Source organism: Sphingomonas sp. (genome assembly GCF_050725575.1).
GTDB lineage: Bacteria > Pseudomonadota > Alphaproteobacteria > Sphingomonadales > Sphingomonadaceae > Sphingomonas.
Genome location: NZ_JBOHHW010000050.1, coordinates 1 through 15,665, shown reverse-complemented (window position 1 = coordinate 15,665; position 15,665 = coordinate 1). Strand labels below are relative to the sequence as shown.

Annotated in this window: 18 protein-coding genes; 5 read left to right on the top strand and 13 right to left on the bottom strand. The window is 64.0% G+C overall.

Annotated elements, in window-relative coordinates; translation table 11 throughout:
• Positions 1 to 46: 46 nt before the first annotated feature.
• The 9 genes from ACRECS_RS22865 to sdhC all read right to left on the bottom strand — a co-directional run bounded on the left by ACRECS_RS22865 (position 47) and on the right by sdhC (position 8,074).
• Positions 47 to 1,873, bottom strand: coding sequence for a DUF885 domain-containing protein (locus tag ACRECS_RS22865; protein ID WP_431585269.1), 1,827 nt, complete (start codon positions 1,871 to 1,873; stop codon positions 47 to 49).
• 120 nt (positions 1,874 to 1,993) lie between these two features.
• Positions 1,994 to 2,938, bottom strand: a complete 945-nt coding sequence (locus tag ACRECS_RS22860; RefSeq protein ID WP_431585268.1) for a C13 family peptidase — start codon at positions 2,936 to 2,938, stop codon at positions 1,994 to 1,996.
• Positions 2,939 to 3,105: 167 nt separating this feature from the next.
• Positions 3,106 to 4,011 carry a glycoside hydrolase gene (locus ACRECS_RS22855; protein ID WP_431585267.1) on the bottom strand — a complete coding sequence of 302 codons (906 nt, stop codon included), beginning with the start codon at positions 4,009 to 4,011 and terminating at the stop codon, positions 3,106 to 3,108.
• An 8-nt stretch (positions 4,012 to 4,019) separates the two neighbouring features.
• On the bottom strand, positions 4,020 to 4,526 hold the full coding sequence (locus ACRECS_RS22850; protein WP_431585266.1) for a hypothetical protein: 507 nt from the start codon (positions 4,524 to 4,526) through the stop codon (positions 4,020 to 4,022).
• A gap of 33 nt (positions 4,527 to 4,559) precedes the next feature.
• Positions 4,560 to 4,988: a hypothetical protein gene (locus tag ACRECS_RS22845; protein WP_431585265.1), complete on the bottom strand. Its 429-nt coding sequence runs from the start codon at positions 4,986 to 4,988 to the stop codon at positions 4,560 to 4,562.
• Positions 4,989 to 5,024: 36 nt separating this feature from the next.
• Positions 5,025 to 5,441: a hypothetical protein gene (locus ACRECS_RS22840; RefSeq protein ID WP_431585264.1), complete on the bottom strand. Its 417-nt coding sequence runs from the start codon at positions 5,439 to 5,441 to the stop codon at positions 5,025 to 5,027.
• 32 nt (positions 5,442 to 5,473) lie between these two features.
• A complete protein-coding gene (gene sdhA, locus ACRECS_RS22835; protein WP_431585263.1) occupies positions 5,474 to 7,276 on the bottom strand; it encodes a succinate dehydrogenase flavoprotein subunit in 1,803 nt (600 codons plus the stop codon).
• Positions 7,276 to 7,662, bottom strand: coding sequence for a succinate dehydrogenase, hydrophobic membrane anchor protein (gene sdhD, locus ACRECS_RS22830; RefSeq protein ID WP_431585262.1), 387 nt, complete (start codon positions 7,660 to 7,662; stop codon positions 7,276 to 7,278). Before sdhD ends, sdhA begins: the two co-directional genes overlap by 1 nt.
• Before the next feature lies 1 nt (position 7,663).
• Positions 7,664 to 8,074, bottom strand: a complete 411-nt coding sequence (gene sdhC / locus ACRECS_RS22825; RefSeq protein WP_431585261.1) for a succinate dehydrogenase, cytochrome b556 subunit — start codon at positions 8,072 to 8,074, stop codon at positions 7,664 to 7,666.
• A gap of 184 nt (positions 8,075 to 8,258) precedes the next feature.
• On the opposite strand from sdhC, the gene ACRECS_RS22820 reads away from it, so the two are divergent.
• The 4 genes from ACRECS_RS22820 to ACRECS_RS22805 all read left to right on the top strand — a co-directional run bounded on the left by ACRECS_RS22820 (position 8,259) and on the right by ACRECS_RS22805 (position 12,774).
• Positions 8,259 to 9,602 carry a methyl-accepting chemotaxis protein gene (locus ACRECS_RS22820; RefSeq protein ID WP_431585288.1) on the top strand — a complete coding sequence of 448 codons (1,344 nt, stop codon included), beginning with the start codon at positions 8,259 to 8,261 and terminating at the stop codon, positions 9,600 to 9,602.
• Positions 9,603 to 9,620: 18 nt separating this feature from the next.
• Positions 9,621 to 10,994: a methyl-accepting chemotaxis protein gene (locus ACRECS_RS22815; protein ID WP_431585260.1), complete on the top strand. Its 1,374-nt coding sequence runs from the start codon at positions 9,621 to 9,623 to the stop codon at positions 10,992 to 10,994.
• Positions 10,995 to 11,108: 114 nt separating this feature from the next.
• A complete protein-coding gene (locus ACRECS_RS22810) occupies positions 11,109 to 11,810 on the top strand; it encodes an SDR family NAD(P)-dependent oxidoreductase (protein WP_431585259.1) in 702 nt (233 codons plus the stop codon).
• On the top strand, positions 11,800 to 12,774 hold the full coding sequence (locus ACRECS_RS22805) for a 50S ribosomal protein L11 methyltransferase (RefSeq protein WP_431585258.1): 975 nt from the start codon (positions 11,800 to 11,802) through the stop codon (positions 12,772 to 12,774). The genes ACRECS_RS22810 and ACRECS_RS22805 overlap by 11 nt, the downstream gene beginning before the upstream one ends.
• A gap of 39 nt (positions 12,775 to 12,813) precedes the next feature.
• On the opposite strand, the gene ACRECS_RS22800 is transcribed toward ACRECS_RS22805, so the two are convergent.
• Together ACRECS_RS22800 and phhA are read right to left on the bottom strand one after the other, a co-directional pair.
• On the bottom strand, positions 12,814 to 13,260 hold the full coding sequence (locus ACRECS_RS22800) for a RidA family protein (RefSeq protein ID WP_431585257.1): 447 nt from the start codon (positions 13,258 to 13,260) through the stop codon (positions 12,814 to 12,816).
• Positions 13,257 to 14,129, bottom strand: a complete 873-nt coding sequence (phhA, locus tag ACRECS_RS22795; protein WP_431585256.1) for a phenylalanine 4-monooxygenase — start codon at positions 14,127 to 14,129, stop codon at positions 13,257 to 13,259. Before phhA ends, ACRECS_RS22800 begins: the two co-directional genes overlap by 4 nt.
• A gap of 89 nt (positions 14,130 to 14,218) precedes the next feature.
• Between phhA and ACRECS_RS22790 the strand changes: the two genes are divergently transcribed.
• Positions 14,219 to 14,938, top strand: a complete 720-nt coding sequence (locus tag ACRECS_RS22790; protein ID WP_431585255.1) for an esterase/lipase family protein — start codon at positions 14,219 to 14,221, stop codon at positions 14,936 to 14,938.
• Positions 14,939 to 14,944: 6 nt separating this feature from the next.
• Here the strand turns inward: ACRECS_RS22790 and ACRECS_RS22785 are convergent, their stop codons facing one another.
• Positions 14,945 to 15,280, bottom strand: a complete 336-nt coding sequence (locus tag ACRECS_RS22785; RefSeq protein ID WP_431585254.1) for a hypothetical protein — start codon at positions 15,278 to 15,280, stop codon at positions 14,945 to 14,947.
• Positions 15,281 to 15,378: 98 nt separating this feature from the next.
• On the bottom strand, positions 15,379 to 15,665 hold a 287-nt coding region (locus ACRECS_RS22780), incomplete at its 5' end, for a DUF1287 domain-containing protein (RefSeq protein WP_431585253.1).

Sequence of the window (15,665 nt, the reverse complement as noted above, 5' to 3'; positions counted from 1 at the left end):
GTTGATCAGGTGGAACCTTTGTGCAGAAACGGTGCAGGCGCGCCCGTTACGGGGCCGTCTTGCCGCTCGTTGCCGCGATCCAGGCGTCGATCTTCTTTTCCAGCACCGGCATCGGCAAGGCACCGGTGTCGAGGATCTGGGCATGGAACGCACGCGGATCGAACGTGTCGCCAAGCGCGGCCTTGGCCTTCGCCTTGGTGCGACTGATGGTCAGCTGGCCGATCTTGTAAGCCAGCGCCTGTCCCGGAATGGCGATGTAGCGCTCGACCTCCGCCGTCGCGTCGGTCCGCGCCATCGGCGAGTTGGCGAGCATATACTCGATCGCCTGGTCACGGGTCCAACCCTTGGCGTGGATGCCGGTATCGACGACCAGCCGCATCGCGCGGAGCATCTCGTCATTCAGGCCGCCCATGCGCTGATACGGATCGGTCTCCATGCCGAGCTCAGGCCACAGCGTCTCGGCATACAGGCCCCAGCCTTCGGCATAGGCCGTGTTGCCGCCAAAGCGCATGAACGCGGGCAGCGCGGCATTCTCCTGAGCGAGGCTGATCTGGAAATGATGCCCCGGCTCCGCCTCGTGCAGATAGAGCGTCTCCATCTCCCACATATAGCGCGAGGGCAGGTCATAGGTGTTGTAATAAAATACACCGGGCCGCGTGCCGTCCGGCGTGCCGCCCTGATAGGAGCCGCCCGCCTCGGTCTTTTCATTGTAGGCTGGAACCGGGCGGATCTCGAGCGGGGTCTTGGGCAGGAGCGAGAATTGCTCCTTGATCCGCGCCTCGATGCGCTTGCCGATCGCACGATAGCCGTCACGCAGCTGCTCCGCCGATTTGGGCGCGAACTGTGCGTCGGTGCGCAGGAAGGTGAAGAACTCGGGCAGCGTGCCCTTGAAGCCGACCGCCCCCTTCTGCACCTCCATTGCCTTCAGGATCCGCGCGACCTCCGACAGGCCGAGCTGGTGCACATCCTCGGCCTTGAGCGGCAATGTGGTGTTGGACTCGATCAGATAGGCATAGAGCTTGTCGCCGCCCGGCATGCCTGACAGGCCCACACTATCGCGTGCCGCGGCGAGATAGGTATTGGCGAGGAAATCGCGCATCCGCTTGTGCGCAGGGATCAGGACGTCGCGAATCTGCGCCGCATAGGCGGCCCGCAGCCGCGCCTGATCGGCGGCGGGGATGCCTGCCGGGAAGGTCTTGACGGGCCCGTAGAATGCCGATGTCTCGACCCCCTGCGCGATGATGTTGTCGAACTGCTCGATCATGTTGCGCACGGTCAGTTTGGGCTGGACCACCCCCGTCTTCATGCCCTGGCGAAACCGCTCGATCGCCTGATCAAGCAGCGCCGCATATTGCGCGCTGCGCTTCAGGCTGTTGTCATAGTCCGCGACCGTCTTGAAGGGTGCCGCACCCTGACCCGATGCGAAGTCGGGGTAGAAGGTCTGGAACCCGCTGAAATGATCGATCGGCCGGACGATGGTCAGCGCGACGATCTCGGGGCTGTAACCACGCAGGCTGATCTCGGTCGAATTGCGGAACACGTCATAAGCGATCTGATCGACATGGGTCAGCTTGCTGCGATCAATCGCGCCGAGCGCGCGAAGGTCGGCCTCACCCGCCTTGCGCTCGCCGTCGAGATAGGCGTCGGACAGATAATCACCGAGCCGGTCAGCATAGCGCAGATCGCCGCGAAAGATGGCCGAGATCGGATTGCGCTTCAGCGATGCTTCGTCGCTATAATAGAAGAGCCGCTTGAGCTTCGCATCTTCCGCACTGTCGCCGGCAACCGACGCAGGCGGCGGGAGCGCCTGGGACAAAGCCGGCGTGGCGGCAGAGGCGCAAAGCAGCGCGGCGGTCAGCAGTTTGAAACGCAAGGCAGTTTCCCCCGGGGATAGGATGATGCACTGTCTTATGTCGCTAAACCGCCTGCGACAAGCATCCGATCGTGTCGAACGGTGCCCGGCTTGGGCATGCGCGCTCGCCAGAATGGGAAGCTATGGCGGATCGAGCAGCGAAACCGCGGGCTTGCCTATCGGGGTGGTCGCGGCGGCTGGCGTGCGGCGGTCCAATGCGGCGAGCCATACCCCGGCCCGCGCGCCGATCGATATTTGCGGCAATGACGGGGTTATCTTGCCTCGCGCCTCCCACTCACCGACCAGGCGGGCGGCTTCCTCGGCGGCGGTATTGATCGGTTGCGCCTTGCGCAGGGCGTGGTTGATCAGCGCGTCGCCATAAAAGGTCCAGTCGCTATCTGCCTGGCATCCGAACGATGTGCGATCCGCCGATGCTGCCGTCATCACCACGCTGTCGTCGGTCGATAGCAGAGGGACGAAAATCCCCGAATAACAGGCGCTGACCAGGATCATCCGCCGTTCGATCCCGAGCGCGCCGAGCAGGCTCCACAGCCGCTGCGGCGACACCATGCCATAGCCGGAATCGGCGTCGTTGTAGACGATACCCATCGGAGCCCCATGGCTCGTCGTATAGAGGATGAGTACATCCTCTTTCGGGTCGATCAGCTCGGCGACCCGCGCCAGAACCAACGCGAGCGTATCGGGTGCACCGCGGGGCAGATTGCTCTCCGCACTGCCATCACTACCGGCCAGGACGACGGTACGCCCTGCAGCATCGTAGCGCCGCGACAAAACCTTGCCGGCCTCGCGCGCCTCGCGTCCGAATACCGGGTCGCTGTCGAGCGCGATGCTGACGACATAGGCGTCGACCACGCCTTTCCGCTGCGGCTGCAGGTCGGCGAGCGCGCGTTCGATGCGGCGATGTTCGGCAAGCTGCCATTTTGCTGTGCGGTCGCGCTCGGACGAAAGACCGAGATCGGCGAGATAGGCCGCCTGCTCGGCCGTGATGGCGGAATAGAAGGGCGGCGGCTGAGTGTGTTCGGGCGGATGGTAGCGCTGCTGCGCTAGGGCAGGTGCTGTGGCCATCAGAGCGATGCCCGCACTGATAAGCCATTTCGCGATACCGGCACTACGCCCCATGCACACCTCCGCTTGAAGCCGGAATGTCAGTGTGCGTCAGTTCCATGTCAACGGGGCCGGCCGGATTTTTATTCCACGCGGTACAGAAGCAGGAAATCCCCGCGGCGCGACGCTCAGCAGACCTCTGCAGTGAATTTGGGGAGCGGCCCGGGCGGAACCCGCGCCGCCGAGAGATAAAAGCTGTCTGCCGTCAGGTGATGATTGGCGCCGTAAGCCGCGGCCAGCACTTCGTTCAGTGCTGGATCATAGGTAGCGAGGTCCGCATCAGACAGCACCACCCGTCCGTCGAATGTCGCCACCTTGTTCGAATTGAACCAGAATTGCGTGCCCTCGGCCCAATATTCATCGATATTGACCGCGGTATATTCGCCCTTCCACAGCCCCTGTTTCAACGCGGCAGCATAGGCAGCCTCGACCCGCGCGTAGAGTGCGGGATCAACGGCGCGGATCGCATCAAGGATGTTGTGTGAGAATTCATGGACGAAGATATTCTCGCCATAATAGCGCGAGCTTTTCCACCCCAGCAGATTTTCGACCGTGCCGGTGGTCAGGATGCCGGCCATGCCCCGCGCGCGGCCATTCCAGTAATCGCGGTCGCTCAGCCGGCCGATACGTTCGTCATAATGTTTCGCTTCGCAAAAGGTCAGCCGCGGATCGCCGCGCAACGGCTTTTTCCAGTCGCGCTGTTCGGGAATATCGACCGTCCCTTCATCCGCCGCCATCACCGCGACCCGCTGCCCCCGCGCAATCAGTGCACGGTTAAGGTCGGGCCGCGCAGCGAGCATCGCAACGACGATATCGCGCGCCTTCAATAGCGCCTCGTCGGGGACTTTCGCAGAGGAGACGACAGGGATGCCGCCGGCATCGAGATAACGGGCGTAGAATGGATCAAGCGCAAGTGCCGCCGGCGGCGCGGTGATGGCGGGCTGGGCCGATGGCGAGAGCGCACACCCTGGCGCCGCTAAAGCCAGGAAGACAGGCCCGAGGGTCCATGCCAGCGCCCATCCGGCCCGCATCATAAGCGGTCTCACCCGGGAATCGGCCCGATCGGCCAGTTGCTGACCGCACTTTCCACCTCGGCTGCCGTCGAGGGGCACATCTCGTACAAAGTGAACGCGATCTTGCCGTCGAGATACCAATCCGCGCCGCGAACGTCTTTCTCGACGCCAGTCGAATAGCAGACGGCCGCCTTGCTGCCGTCGGCAACCATCAGGACGGCCCAGTTCACATCGCCACCGCTGGCCGGATCGAAGGTGCGCGAGAACAGCCTGCCCTGCGTTTTCACGATCGGTACCGTGACCCCTTCGCCGGAAAGCACGATATCTCGAATGTCGCCCACGGGAACGGCCATCTCGATGGCCGCACGCACTTTAGGATGATCGAGGAAGCTGACGCCCTTCACCTTGTCATAGGGATATTTGCCGGCATAGGCGGCCAGATCGGACACCGTCCCGCCCTTGGCGACAATCGGCCCGCTGACGATCATAACGGCCACGGCGACGGCAACACTCAGCTTCTTGGTCATCTGACGCATGTTCCGTCCATTACTTCGTTCAAACACCGGAAGTCATTGTCCGATGTTACCGCCCTGCACATACAGCGCGCCTTCCTCGCCGGGCGTGTCCCAGGAATTGTAATCGCCATAGGTGGTGACCGACAGCGATCGCTTATCGACCTTATGCTTGAAATTCATCAGGCACAGGCCGTTGCTGCTGCAACTCTCGATCTCGGGCAGCGCGTCGCAGATATTCGGCTTGCCAGGCAATGGCCCGTCCAGGCCATAGACCTCTTTGGTGCAATCGGGTTGGGGCGCCGGGACCCAGCCCTCGGCGATCGCGACCTTGCGGAAGGTGGCATAGGATGGCCCGCCCTGCTCGGCCGCTCCCTTCAGCAAGCTGCCGACGGTTTGCACCGGTGCGGGTTTCCGCGCAGTCGCGGGATTGCCCGCAACCAGCATGATCGCTGCTGCCGATCCGATGATGATCCTGTGACGCATAACTCAAAACCCCTGTTACCGAGTAATGGGGAGACCTTAAAGCGAGTCGTCCTCGATGCGATAGAGCTGCCAGCAATCGGTCTTTCGAAAGATGTAGCGCATCTGATAATCGCTGTCCCCGCCGGCCAGCTTTACGTCGATGTCGCCACCGGCCCGGCGCGACAGGCTGCGTTGCAACCCGTCATCGGCTTGCTTGCGGGCATTCAGCATGATCGGAAATACCGGCGCATCGACCATGCGCGTGACTGGTTTCGGCTCGGGCTCCGCCATGGCGTCGATCGCGACGCTCTGCAGCGGCCGAGCGGTGAAGGCCCGTTGGGCCGCAACATCGTTCATGAAGGCGTCGAGAAACGCCGGGAAATTCTGTGACGGGCAAGTCACGGCGAAGGCGCCGGGGACATTGCCAGCCATTGCGACGATGATCGCGGTCATGGCGAAGCGGATGTTGCGCATCGCCAAGGCGCTACAAGAGCCGCTCGACGCCCTCAATAAACCCGCTTCTTCGGCTTGATATAGTCGATGTCGTCAGTGAGCGTGTAATCGTGCACCGGGCGGAAGCCGAGCGTGGTCGCGCCGCCCTTGCCACCCCAGCCGTCGAACGTCGCGGTGGTGTGCTTCATCCAGTTGGCATCGTCGCGGTCCGGGAAATCTTCGTTGACATGTGCGCCGCGGCTTTCCTTGCGGTTCGCAGCGGAGTCCATCGTCACCACCGCCTGGGCGATCAGATTGTCGAGTTCGAGCGTCTCGACCAAGTCGGTGTTCCAGATCAGCGAGCGATCCTTCACATCGACATCCGCCATCCGTTGATAGGTCTTGGCGATCTGAGTCTTACCCTCATTAAGCAGCTCATCCGAGCGGAACACCGCACAATGCTTCTGCATCGTGCGCTGCATCTCGAGGCGGACCACGGCGGTCGGCGAGCCGCCCGCCGCGTTGCGGAAATGGTCGAGCCGGCCAAGCGCCAGTTCTTCCGACCCCTTGGGCAGCGGATTGTGTGACGTACCGGGCTTGAGCGTCTCCTTGAGACGCAAGCCCGTCGCGCGACCGAACACAACCAGGTCGATCAGCGAATTGGAGCCGAGCCGGTTGGCCCCGTGTACCGAGACACACGCCGCCTCGCCGACCGCGAACAGGCCGGGGACGATCGTGTCCGGATTGCCGTCCTTCAGCTGGACGACTTCGCCGTGATAATTGGTCGGAATGCCGCCCATATTGTAATGCACGGTCGGCGTGACCGGCAGCGGCTGGCGCGTCAGGTCGACGCCGGCGAAGATCTTGCCGGTTTCGGTGATGCCGGGCAGCCGCTCGTGCAACACCTTGGGATCGATATGGTCGAGATGGAGGTAGATATGATCCTTCTCCTTGCCGACGCCGCGCCCTTCGCGAATCTCCATCGCCATCGAGCGCGACACGACGTCGCGCGACGCGAGATCCATGGCCGAGGGGGCATAGCGCTGCATGAAGCGCTCGCCTTCGCTGTTGGTCAGGTAACCGCCCTCGCCCCGCGCACCCTCAGTGATCAGCACGCCGGCGCCGTAAATGCCGGTCGGGTGGAACTGGACGAATTCCATATCCTGCAGCGGCAAGCCGGCGCGCAGCACCATGCCACCACCATCCCCGGTGCAGGTATGCGCCGAGGTCGCGGAGAAATAGGTGCGGCCATAGCCGCCGGTCGCCAGCACGACCGAGTGCGAGCGGAAGCGGTGGATCGACCCGTCATCCATGCACAGGGCGATCACGCCGCGGCACACGCCGTTTTCCATGATCAGGTCGAGCGCGAAATATTCGATATAGAAATCCGCGTCATACTTCAGGCTCTGCTGATAGAGCGCGTGAAGCATCGCGTGACCGGTGCGGTCTGCGGCGGCGCAGGTGCGCTGCGCGGGCGGGCCTTCGCCCATATTCTGCATCATGCCGCCGAACGGGCGCTGATAGATCTTGCCTTCGTCGGTGCGGCTGAACGGCACGCCGGCATGTTCCAGCTCGTAGACCGCGGCGGGCGCCTCGCGCACCATATATTCGATCGCATCCTGGTCACCGAGCCAGTCCGATCCCTTGACCGTATCGAACATATGCCAGGTCCAGTGATCCGGTCCCATATTGCCAAGCGAGGCGGCGATGCCGCCCTGCGCCGCGACCGTGTGGCTGCGCGTCGGGAACACCTTGGTGATGCACGCCGTTTTCAGGCCCGCCTCGGCGATGCCCATCGTCGCGCGCAGGCCCGAACCGCCCGCACCCACGACCACGGCATCATAGGTGTGGTCGATGATCTTATAGGCTTCGGCCATTATGCAGGCGTCCCGGTAAAGGCGATCCGGAGGATCGAGAAGATGGCCACCGCGGCGGTCCCGACGGTGAAGAAGTTGAGCGCGATCATCAGCACGACATGGAGTTCGTCGTGGATATAATCCTCGATCAGGACCTGCAGGCCGAGCCGGAAATGATAGAAGACCGAGGCGACCAGGAGGATCAGCGGGATCGCCACCCAGGCCGATGAAACCCAGTTGCGCACAGTCGCATAGTCATAAGCAGGCAGTTGCGCGATCGCGATCATGAACCACAGCATCAGCACTAGGTTCGCCGCCGCCGTCAGCCTTTGATGCCACCAGTGATGCGCGCCTTCCTGGGCGCTGCCGAGACCGCGGACGCGGCCGAGATTGGTGCCGTTGCCCATCTTATTTGCCTCCCAGCAGATAGAGCCAGAAGAAGGCGGTCAGCGTGACCGATCCAATCACCGTCAGCCAGGCGCCGATCCTGTTGCTCTTCAACTCATATCCAGCGCCTGTATCGAGCAGGAAGTGGCGGATGCCGCTCCCCATGTGCTGGAAGAAGGACAGCGTCAGGCCGATGCCGACGACATAGCCGATTGCTCCACCCCAGAACTGGGTGAAGACATGCAGGAAGGTCGCATAGCTGTCCTTGCCGCCAGCCAGCGCGGCCAGCCACCAGACGAACGCCACGGTGCCGACGGTCGCCATGCCGTCGCCGGTGACGCGGTGCACGATCGACACTGTCATCGTGATCGGCCAGCGCACATGCCACACATGGGGGCTCAATGGGCGGGCGGCGGGCGGTTTGGTGGCCAAGAGCAAGTCCTTCGTCAGGCGATGCTGGACCTATTAGTCCGCCTATGCCGCGATGCAAGACGGAACGCCCCTCGCATCCGTGTCCTAACCGGCTCTTAACCAAATCGGGTTAGCCCAAAGACACAGAACCACGGGACCATATCCGGGTCGCCCAGACGGAGTTTCACACTTGGACGCCAACGACCTGCCTGCCACCGGCACGATCGCCGCGAAAATCGATCTGACCGCGCGCCTGCGCGTGTTCGATTTCGACGGATCGCTCGCCAGTGCAAGCCGTGACGCCTGGGCCGTGCTCGAACCCGACATCCGTGCAGTATCAGAGGCTTACTGGCAGCAATGGCTGCGCTGTTTCGCTGACGAACGCATCTGGGCGCCGCACGAAACCGACAAGATGATCGATGTCGGCTGCGTCTTCCTGCGCAATCGCTTCATCGATACCCCGGGCCGTGCCTGGGTCGAATCGGTCGAACGCTCGGTCGCCGCTGCCTATACCAACGATGTGTCGCCACTCGCCCTGCTGTCGATGATCAACGCCAGTGACCGCGCCGCGCTCAACATTCTCTCAAAAAAAGTCGATCATGCCGATGTGAAGCTGCCGGTGCTGATCGACACGCTGATGCGACTGTCCGCGCTGGAGGGCGAAATCACCGTCGCGATCTATAATGCCTATCGCGAGCATAGTGCGCAGATCGCGCGCGATCGCCTCGCGACCGAATTCCGCGACGGCATCGCCCGCATGGTCGAAAGTGCGACGCAGGAATCGGGCGTGCTACGCGGCCAGTCGGTCAGCACGTCGAACTCCGCGCGCGGTATGCTTGGCAAGACCTCCGAAGTCGCCGCGGCCGCCGAACAATCCGCCGTCGCGATGCGCGAGGCGGCGCACACCGCCGCCGGCCTGATCCGCGCGATCGAGGATGCCCGCAGCGAAGTCGAAGCGGCACGCGAGATCGCCACCCGCGCCTCCACTCAGGCCGGTGTCGCAGTCGGCATGTCGGAGACCCTGTCCGATCACGCCAAGTCGATCGAATCGATCCTCGGCCTGATCCGCGACATTGCCGGGCAGACCAATTTGCTCGCACTGAATGCGACGATCGAAGCGGCGCGGGCCGGCGATGCCGGGCGCGGCTTCGCGGTCGTCGCGCAGGAAGTGAAGAGCCTCGCCAACCAGACCGCCCGCGCAACCGACGATATCGCCGCCAAGATCGCCGCGATCCAGTCGGCGACCCGTTCGACCGTCGATACCAACGCCAGCATCAAGGCGACCGTTGCGGAGGTTCAGGAAAGCGCCAATCGCATCCGCTCCGCGATGGAGGCGCAAGCGCAGACCGTGACCGCGATCACCGCGGCGGTCGACGAAACCGCGCTCGCCGCGGATTCGATGTCGAACACGATCGCGGCGATCCGCGAAGATACCGAAACCGTCGCGTCGGACATCGACCGCGTCGGCAAGGGCTTCGATTCGCTCGAGGCAAGGCTGGGGACACTCAAGAACAGCGCAGGCGATTTCATCGCCAAGGTCGCTGCGTGAGAGCATTGGGAGGATGACGTGGTGGTACAAGCAAACAGCGCGATTTTAGGCAGCTGGAGCGGTGGTGCGCGCAGCGCCGCCGAGCGTGTCGGAGACTATGACTGGGACAAGGCGATCGCCGCCGCCAGCACCGAGATCGCGACTCTGATCGAGGGGTCGGAGGAGATGATCGCGCGCGCCTTCTGGAGCCATTATATGTCGCTGCCGTCGACGGCGCATATCCGGCCCTATCTGACCGGCGATCTGCTGGCCAAGCGCATCGCGCGAAGCGCGCGCTATACCAAGATCAAATATGCCGATCCGTTCGGCGAACAATGGATGACGCTCGCCTTTGGTCATGCCAGCGAATCCTATGAATCCAACGTCCCTCTCCCCGCCTTGCTGTCCTCGCTCAGCTTTGCGCACAGCCAGACACTCAGCATCATTGCAGAACGCCTGAACGGCGACACGGCGCGCGCGCAGCATCTCGCCGACATCATCCAGCGCCTCGCGCTGGTCGAAGCCGATGTGATGACGACGCATCTCGGATCACGCGACGCGGAGCGCGCGCGCGATGAACGCCGCGAACGCTCGGCGCAATTCAGCGAGAGCATCGGTCAGTCGATCCAGGGCACCGCAACACTCGGCACCCGCATCCGCGTCCAGGCCAAGGGCGCATCCTCTTCCGCGCGCGGCATGCTGGGCAAGACCTCCGAAGTCGCTTCCGCCGCCGAGCAATCGGCCGTCGCGATGCGCGAGGCGGCACAGACCGCCGCCGGCCTGATCCGCGCGATCGAGGATGCGCGACGCGAAGTTGAGGCCGCCACCGATATCGCGACCCGGGCTTCTACTCAGGCGAGCGATGCGGTCAGCATGTCGGAGACGCTGTCCGATCATGCCAAGTCGATCGAATCGATTCTCGGCCTGATTCGCGACATTGCCGGCCAGACCAATTTGCTCGCGCTCAACGCGACGATCGAGGCGGCGCGCGCCGGCGATGCCGGGCGCGGCTTCGCAGTCGTGGCGCAGGAAGTGAAATCTCTGGCCAGCCAGACCGCGCGCGCGACCGACGATATCGCCGCCAAGATTGCCGCGATCCAGTCGGCCACCCGCTCGACCGTCGATACCAATGCCGGGATCAAGGCGACTGTCGCCGAAGTGCAGGAAAGCGCCAATCGCATCCGCTTCGCGATGGAAGCCCAGGCGCAGACCGTGACCGCGATCACCGCGGCGGTCGACGAAACCGCGCTCGCCGCGGATTCCATGTCCAACACCATCGCCATGATCCGCGAAGACACCGAAAATGTCGCGAGCGAGATCGATACGCTCGAACGCGACTTCGACGAGGTCAATGAGCGGCTCGAAACCTTGCGCGGCGCAGCGGACAGTTTCTCCACCAGCGTCGCGGCTTAGGCAGGGCGGATCGACGCACCAATCCTGAAAATGAGCGTTCCCCGGCGAAGGTGATGATGAATAGGAATCGCGTCCCGGGGTGACGTCCATGGTCTGCGCAGCTATGCCGCGCGGATGACCACCAACATCCTCCTCACCGGCAGCAGCCGGGGCATCGGTGCCGCCATCGCAACCGCGCTGACCGGCCCGGACGTCAACCTGATCGGCCATGGCACCGCCAGCGGGATCCCGGCGAATTTCGCCGATCCCGCCGCTCCGCACGCGCTCTGGGCGGCGGCGCTCGACCGGCTCGACGGCCGCATCGACGTGTTGATCAACAATGCCGGCATCTTCGAAGCCAATCCGATCGATCGCCCGGATGAGGAATGGACTGCGGACTGGGAGCGCACGATGCGCGTCAACCTGACCGCCTCGGCCGAGCTGTGCCGCCTTGCCATCCTTCACTGGCAAGGGCGCAAGGCCGATGGCCGGATCGTCAATATCGCCAGCCGCGCCGCCTATCGCGGCGATTCGCCCGAACATTGGCATTATGCCGCCTCCAAGGCGGGCATGGTGGCGATGACCAAGTCGATCGCGCGTGGCTATGCGGCGCAGGGCATCCTCGCCTTTGCGGTGTGCCCGGGCTTCACCATGACCGGCATGGCCAGCGACTATTTGTCGAGCCGGGGCGGCGAGAAGGTCCTTGCCGATATCCCGCTTGGCCGCGTCGCGCAGCCCGACGAAGTCGCGACGGCGGCACGGTTCCTGGCACTTGAGGCACCCGCGTCGATGACCGGATCGGTCCTCGACGTGAACGGGGCAAGCTATGTCCGATAGCTGGAAGCTCACCCTTCCCTGCACCCGCGCCGAAGCTGAAGCGATCGACGCAGCCGACGATCTTGGCATCGATCCGGCGCCGGTCCTGATGACCAGCGAAGAAGTCGCCGACGACCCGTTGCGCTGGCGGCTCGACGCCTATTTCGAGGGCAAGCCGGACAAAGAGGCGGTCGCCGCAGTGCGCGCACTGGTGCCCAGTTCGGCGAAGACCAAGGCGGCGGCCGAACGCGTCCCCGACGCCGATTGGGTCACGCTCAGCCAGGCGGGGATCGAACCGGTCCATGCCGGCCGCTTCTATGTCCATACCGACGCCAATAAGGGCCGGGTTCCGGCCGGCGCCCGCGCCTTTCGCATCGAGGCGAGCCGGGCATTCGGCACCGGCCAGCACGAGACAACCACGGGCTGCCTGCTTACGCTCGACGCAATGCGCCGGCGCGGCGAACGCGCGCGCAATCTGGTCGATATCGGCACCGGCACCGGCCTGCTCGCCTTCGCCGCGCTGCATTTATGGCCGGGCGCCTATGCTACTGCCTCGGATATCGACACGGCCTCGATCGACGTGACGGCGGAGAATGCGGTCCTCAACCATGTCGCGCTCGGCTCCGGCCCGGGCCGCCTCGCGCTTGCCGTCGCGCCGGGGCTCGAACATCCGCTGCTGATAAGCCGTGCGCCCTATGACCTGATCGTCGCCAATATCCTTGCCGGGCCGCTGATTGCACTCGCACCGAGCATCGCAATGGCGCTGGCCGAGGGCGGGACACTGGTGCTGGCGGGCTTGCTCCACGGCCAGGCCGATGCCGTTCTCGGCGCATATCGCCGTCAGGGCCTGCGCCTTGCCGGGCGAATCGATACCGGCGAGTGGCCGGCGCTCCGGCTGCGCAAGCGCGTACGCCATGGCCATGACCGCGTGACCCGGCTGGGTCCCGGCGGCGCGGGCGAAACGCCCGGATTCGGTAACTGGTGATTGAACTCCTCCCGGCCACCGGGAGGAACCGGTAAAGTCCTAACGCTCGGGCTTGACCGCGATCGCATCGACCTCGACCAGCAATTCCGGCCGGGCGAGCCGCACGACATAGACCAGCGTCGATGGCGGTACCGCATCGCCGAGCACTGCGGCGCGGATCGCGGCCGAGCGTTCATAGGCGATCGGCTTGACCAGATAGACGGTGAGCTTGACCAGGTTGCGCGGGGTTGCCCCCTGGCTGGCAAGGATTGCCACGACATTGCGCAGCGCGCGTTCATATTGCGCCTCGGCATCGGCCGGGATGCTGCCATCGGGTGCATTGCCGACCTGTCCGGCGAGGTACAGCATGTCCGGCCCCGACGGCACCACCGCCAGATGCGAATAGCGCCCGATCGGCGGCGCGACGGTCGACGGGTTGGAAATCTCCTGCGCCGACGCGGCGGCTGGAATGGCCAGCGCGCAGGCCAGGGCGATCCCCATCTTCATGCCGCCGCCTTGGCGTTGGCATAATCCTGCGTGCCGTGCGTGATCAACGCATCGGCTGGGTCGATTGCCGCGACCGGAATGTCAGGCAGCGCTTTCAGCGTCTCGTAGAGCGGCGCGAAGTCGGTCTCCACGGTCAGCCGGAGCAATTCGTCGAAGCTCGGGATGACGAAATAATTCTGCTGGAAATCGTCGATCCGATATTCGGTCCGCATCACCCGGGCGAGATCGAAGGCGATCCGGTTGGGGCTCGGGTCGTCGAGCGCGAAGCGACTTTCGGCAAAGCTCGACACGATGCCCGACCCATAGATGCGCAGGCCCTCGGGCTCGGCGATCAGGCCGAATTCGACCGTGTACCAGTAGAGCCGCCCTAGATATTTAAGCGCATCGAGCCCCAGCGCGCGCTGCCCGCCCTGGCCATAGGCTTCGAGATAATCGGCGAACACCGGGTCGGCGAGCATCGGCACATGACCGAACACGTCGTGGAACACATCGGGTTCCTGGAGATAATCGAGCTGGTCGGGCCGGCGGATGAAATTGCCTGCGACGAATCGGCGATTCGCCATGTGATCGAAGAACACATCGTCGGGCACCAGGCCGGGTACGGCGATCACCTGCCACCCGGTCAGCTTCATCAGACGTTCCGACAATTCCTCGAAATCGGGAATGCCGGGTTTGGACAATTTGAGCACATCCAGCCCGCGCAGATAGGCGTTGGACGCCCGTCCAGGCAGCAATTTCGCTTGCCGTTCGAACAAGATGTCCCAGGTCGCATGGTCCTCCGCGGAGTAATGCGCCCAGTCCTGTGGTATCGTCCAGTCGCCTGCCGCGCCTTCGGGCGGTGCGTCCAGCACATGCGTATCCTCTGTCATGCAAATCGCATATCACAGCCCGAACGCCGCAGGAAATGGGTGTGCATGCCAATACGCCGGAAGAAGATCTTTACCCGATGGATGGTGCGATGAGCGAGCTCGAGGTCATTGCTGGCCCACCGTCAAAATTGCTCTGGGCAGCAGAAGTGCCGCGCGCAGCCTGGGCCGTCATCTCCCTGCTCCGGTCCCGGCGGATGCTCGATGACGTGCCGAGGGGAGATGGCCGGCCAGTGCTGCTGCTGCCCGGGTTGTTCAATTCCGATCGCTCCAATTTCGTCATGCGGCGCTATCTCAATCGCCTCGGCTATCGTGCCGAACGCTGGGGTTTGGGCCGCAATATCGGCTCGCGCGCGGTCGGCGCCGAAGGCGAGAAGCTGCTCGACCGCATCCGCGCGCTCCACGCCGAAACGGGCGAACCGGTCACGCTGATCGGAATCAGCCTGGGCGGCGTCATGTCGCGATTCGCGGCGCACCGGCTGCCCGGCCTGGTGCGCGAAGTGATCACGGTCAGTGCGCCTTTTGCCGGCTCGCCCCGTGCCACCAATGTCTGGCTCGCGTTCGAGCTGCTGACCGGCGACCGCGTCGACAGCGACCGGGTCACAAAACAGGCCGCTGAGGTGGTAAAGCCCCTGCCCGTCCCGTCGACTGCGATCTGGAGCCGCAGCGACGGGCTGGTCAACGGCATGATCTGCCATATCGACAACGACCCGCGGTGCCGCAACGTCGAGATCCGCGCGAGCCATCTGGGGGTGCAATTGCGTCCCGAAGTGCTGCGCGTGATCGCCGATGTGCTGGGCGGCGTGAAGTGACGTCACCTAGGCGGCGCGCATCAGCATGCATTTCACGGTGAAGTCGATCGCCGGATAGCTGATATATCCTGGCAACTGGTTCGGCCGCGTCGCGGTATCGGCGGGGTTGTCGTTCCGGGCAAGTGGCGCGTCGGGAATACGGAAGCGCGCCACATGCGGCGCGGCTGCCGCCATGGTCAGCACCAATTCGCCGCAAACGACTTCATAGGTCCCGGCCGGCAACGCACGCCGGAAGACCTTGCCCGCGCGCAACGTCCAGTGCTGATCGTCCGCCTGGTCCACTGGCTCGCCTTCTTCCACAAGCCGCCAATCGCCTTCAAATGCCGCAGAATCATGCGCCATAGTCCCTGCTCCACCTGATCCGATGATCGGAACAATAGCAGAACGAAATGCCCGAATCCAGCACCTGAATGACGGTATCGCGTACCGCGCGCCAATGCTCAGCCGTCGAGCATCAGCCTGTAATGCCCGGTCAGCTTGTGCGCGAACAGACCGTCCTCCTCACGCGCACCACCGCCGATATTGTGGATCACCGCCCAATTGCCGCTGGGGCCGCGCCGGTCGGAGACGATGCCGATATGCGGCAAGCGGCCGCCGATCAGGCTGGTGAAGATATCGCCCGGGCGCCAGCCGGCAGATGTCGCGGCGAGCGGCAGTTGCGCACCTTTGCGGGCCATGAACGCCCGCAGGTTCGGCACCCGGCGATGGTCGATGTTGCGATCCGGCC

What these genes read in the sequence shown, in the direction of transcription:
- sdhA (WP_431585263.1), bottom strand. Translation starts at nt 7,276, where the DNA reads ATGGCCGAAGCCTATAAGATCATCGACCACACCTATGATGCCGTGGTC.
- ACRECS_RS22855 (WP_431585267.1), bottom strand. Translation starts at nt 4,011, where the DNA reads ATGATGCGGGCCGGATGGGCGCTGGCATGGACCCTCGGGCCTGTCTTC.
- ACRECS_RS22850 (WP_431585266.1), bottom strand. Translation starts at nt 4,526, where the DNA reads ATGCGTCAGATGACCAAGAAGCTGAGTGTTGCCGTCGCCGTGGCCGTT.
- ACRECS_RS22805 (WP_431585258.1), top strand. Translation starts at nt 11,800, where the DNA reads ATGTCCGATAGCTGGAAGCTCACCCTTCCCTGCACCCGCGCCGAAGCT.
- ACRECS_RS22860 (WP_431585268.1), bottom strand. Translation starts at nt 2,938, where the DNA reads ATGGCCACAGCACCTGCCCTAGCGCAGCAGCGCTACCATCCGCCCGAA.
- ACRECS_RS22790 (WP_431585255.1), top strand. Translation starts at nt 14,219, where the DNA reads ATGAGCGAGCTCGAGGTCATTGCTGGCCCACCGTCAAAATTGCTCTGG.
- sdhD (WP_431585262.1), bottom strand. Translation starts at nt 7,662, where the DNA reads ATGGGCAACGGCACCAATCTCGGCCGCGTCCGCGGTCTCGGCAGCGCC.
- ACRECS_RS22845 (WP_431585265.1), bottom strand. Translation starts at nt 4,988, where the DNA reads ATGCGTCACAGGATCATCATCGGATCGGCAGCAGCGATCATGCTGGTT.
- ACRECS_RS22840 (WP_431585264.1), bottom strand. Translation starts at nt 5,441, where the DNA reads ATGCGCAACATCCGCTTCGCCATGACCGCGATCATCGTCGCAATGGCT.
- ACRECS_RS22800 (WP_431585257.1), bottom strand. Translation starts at nt 13,260, where the DNA reads ATGAAGATGGGGATCGCCCTGGCCTGCGCGCTGGCCATTCCAGCCGCC.
- ACRECS_RS22785 (WP_431585254.1), bottom strand. Translation starts at nt 15,280, where the DNA reads ATGGCGCATGATTCTGCGGCATTTGAAGGCGATTGGCGGCTTGTGGAA.
- phhA (WP_431585256.1), bottom strand. Translation starts at nt 14,129, where the DNA reads ATGACAGAGGATACGCATGTGCTGGACGCACCGCCCGAAGGCGCGGCA.
- ACRECS_RS22810 (WP_431585259.1), top strand. Translation starts at nt 11,109, where the DNA reads ATGACCACCAACATCCTCCTCACCGGCAGCAGCCGGGGCATCGGTGCC.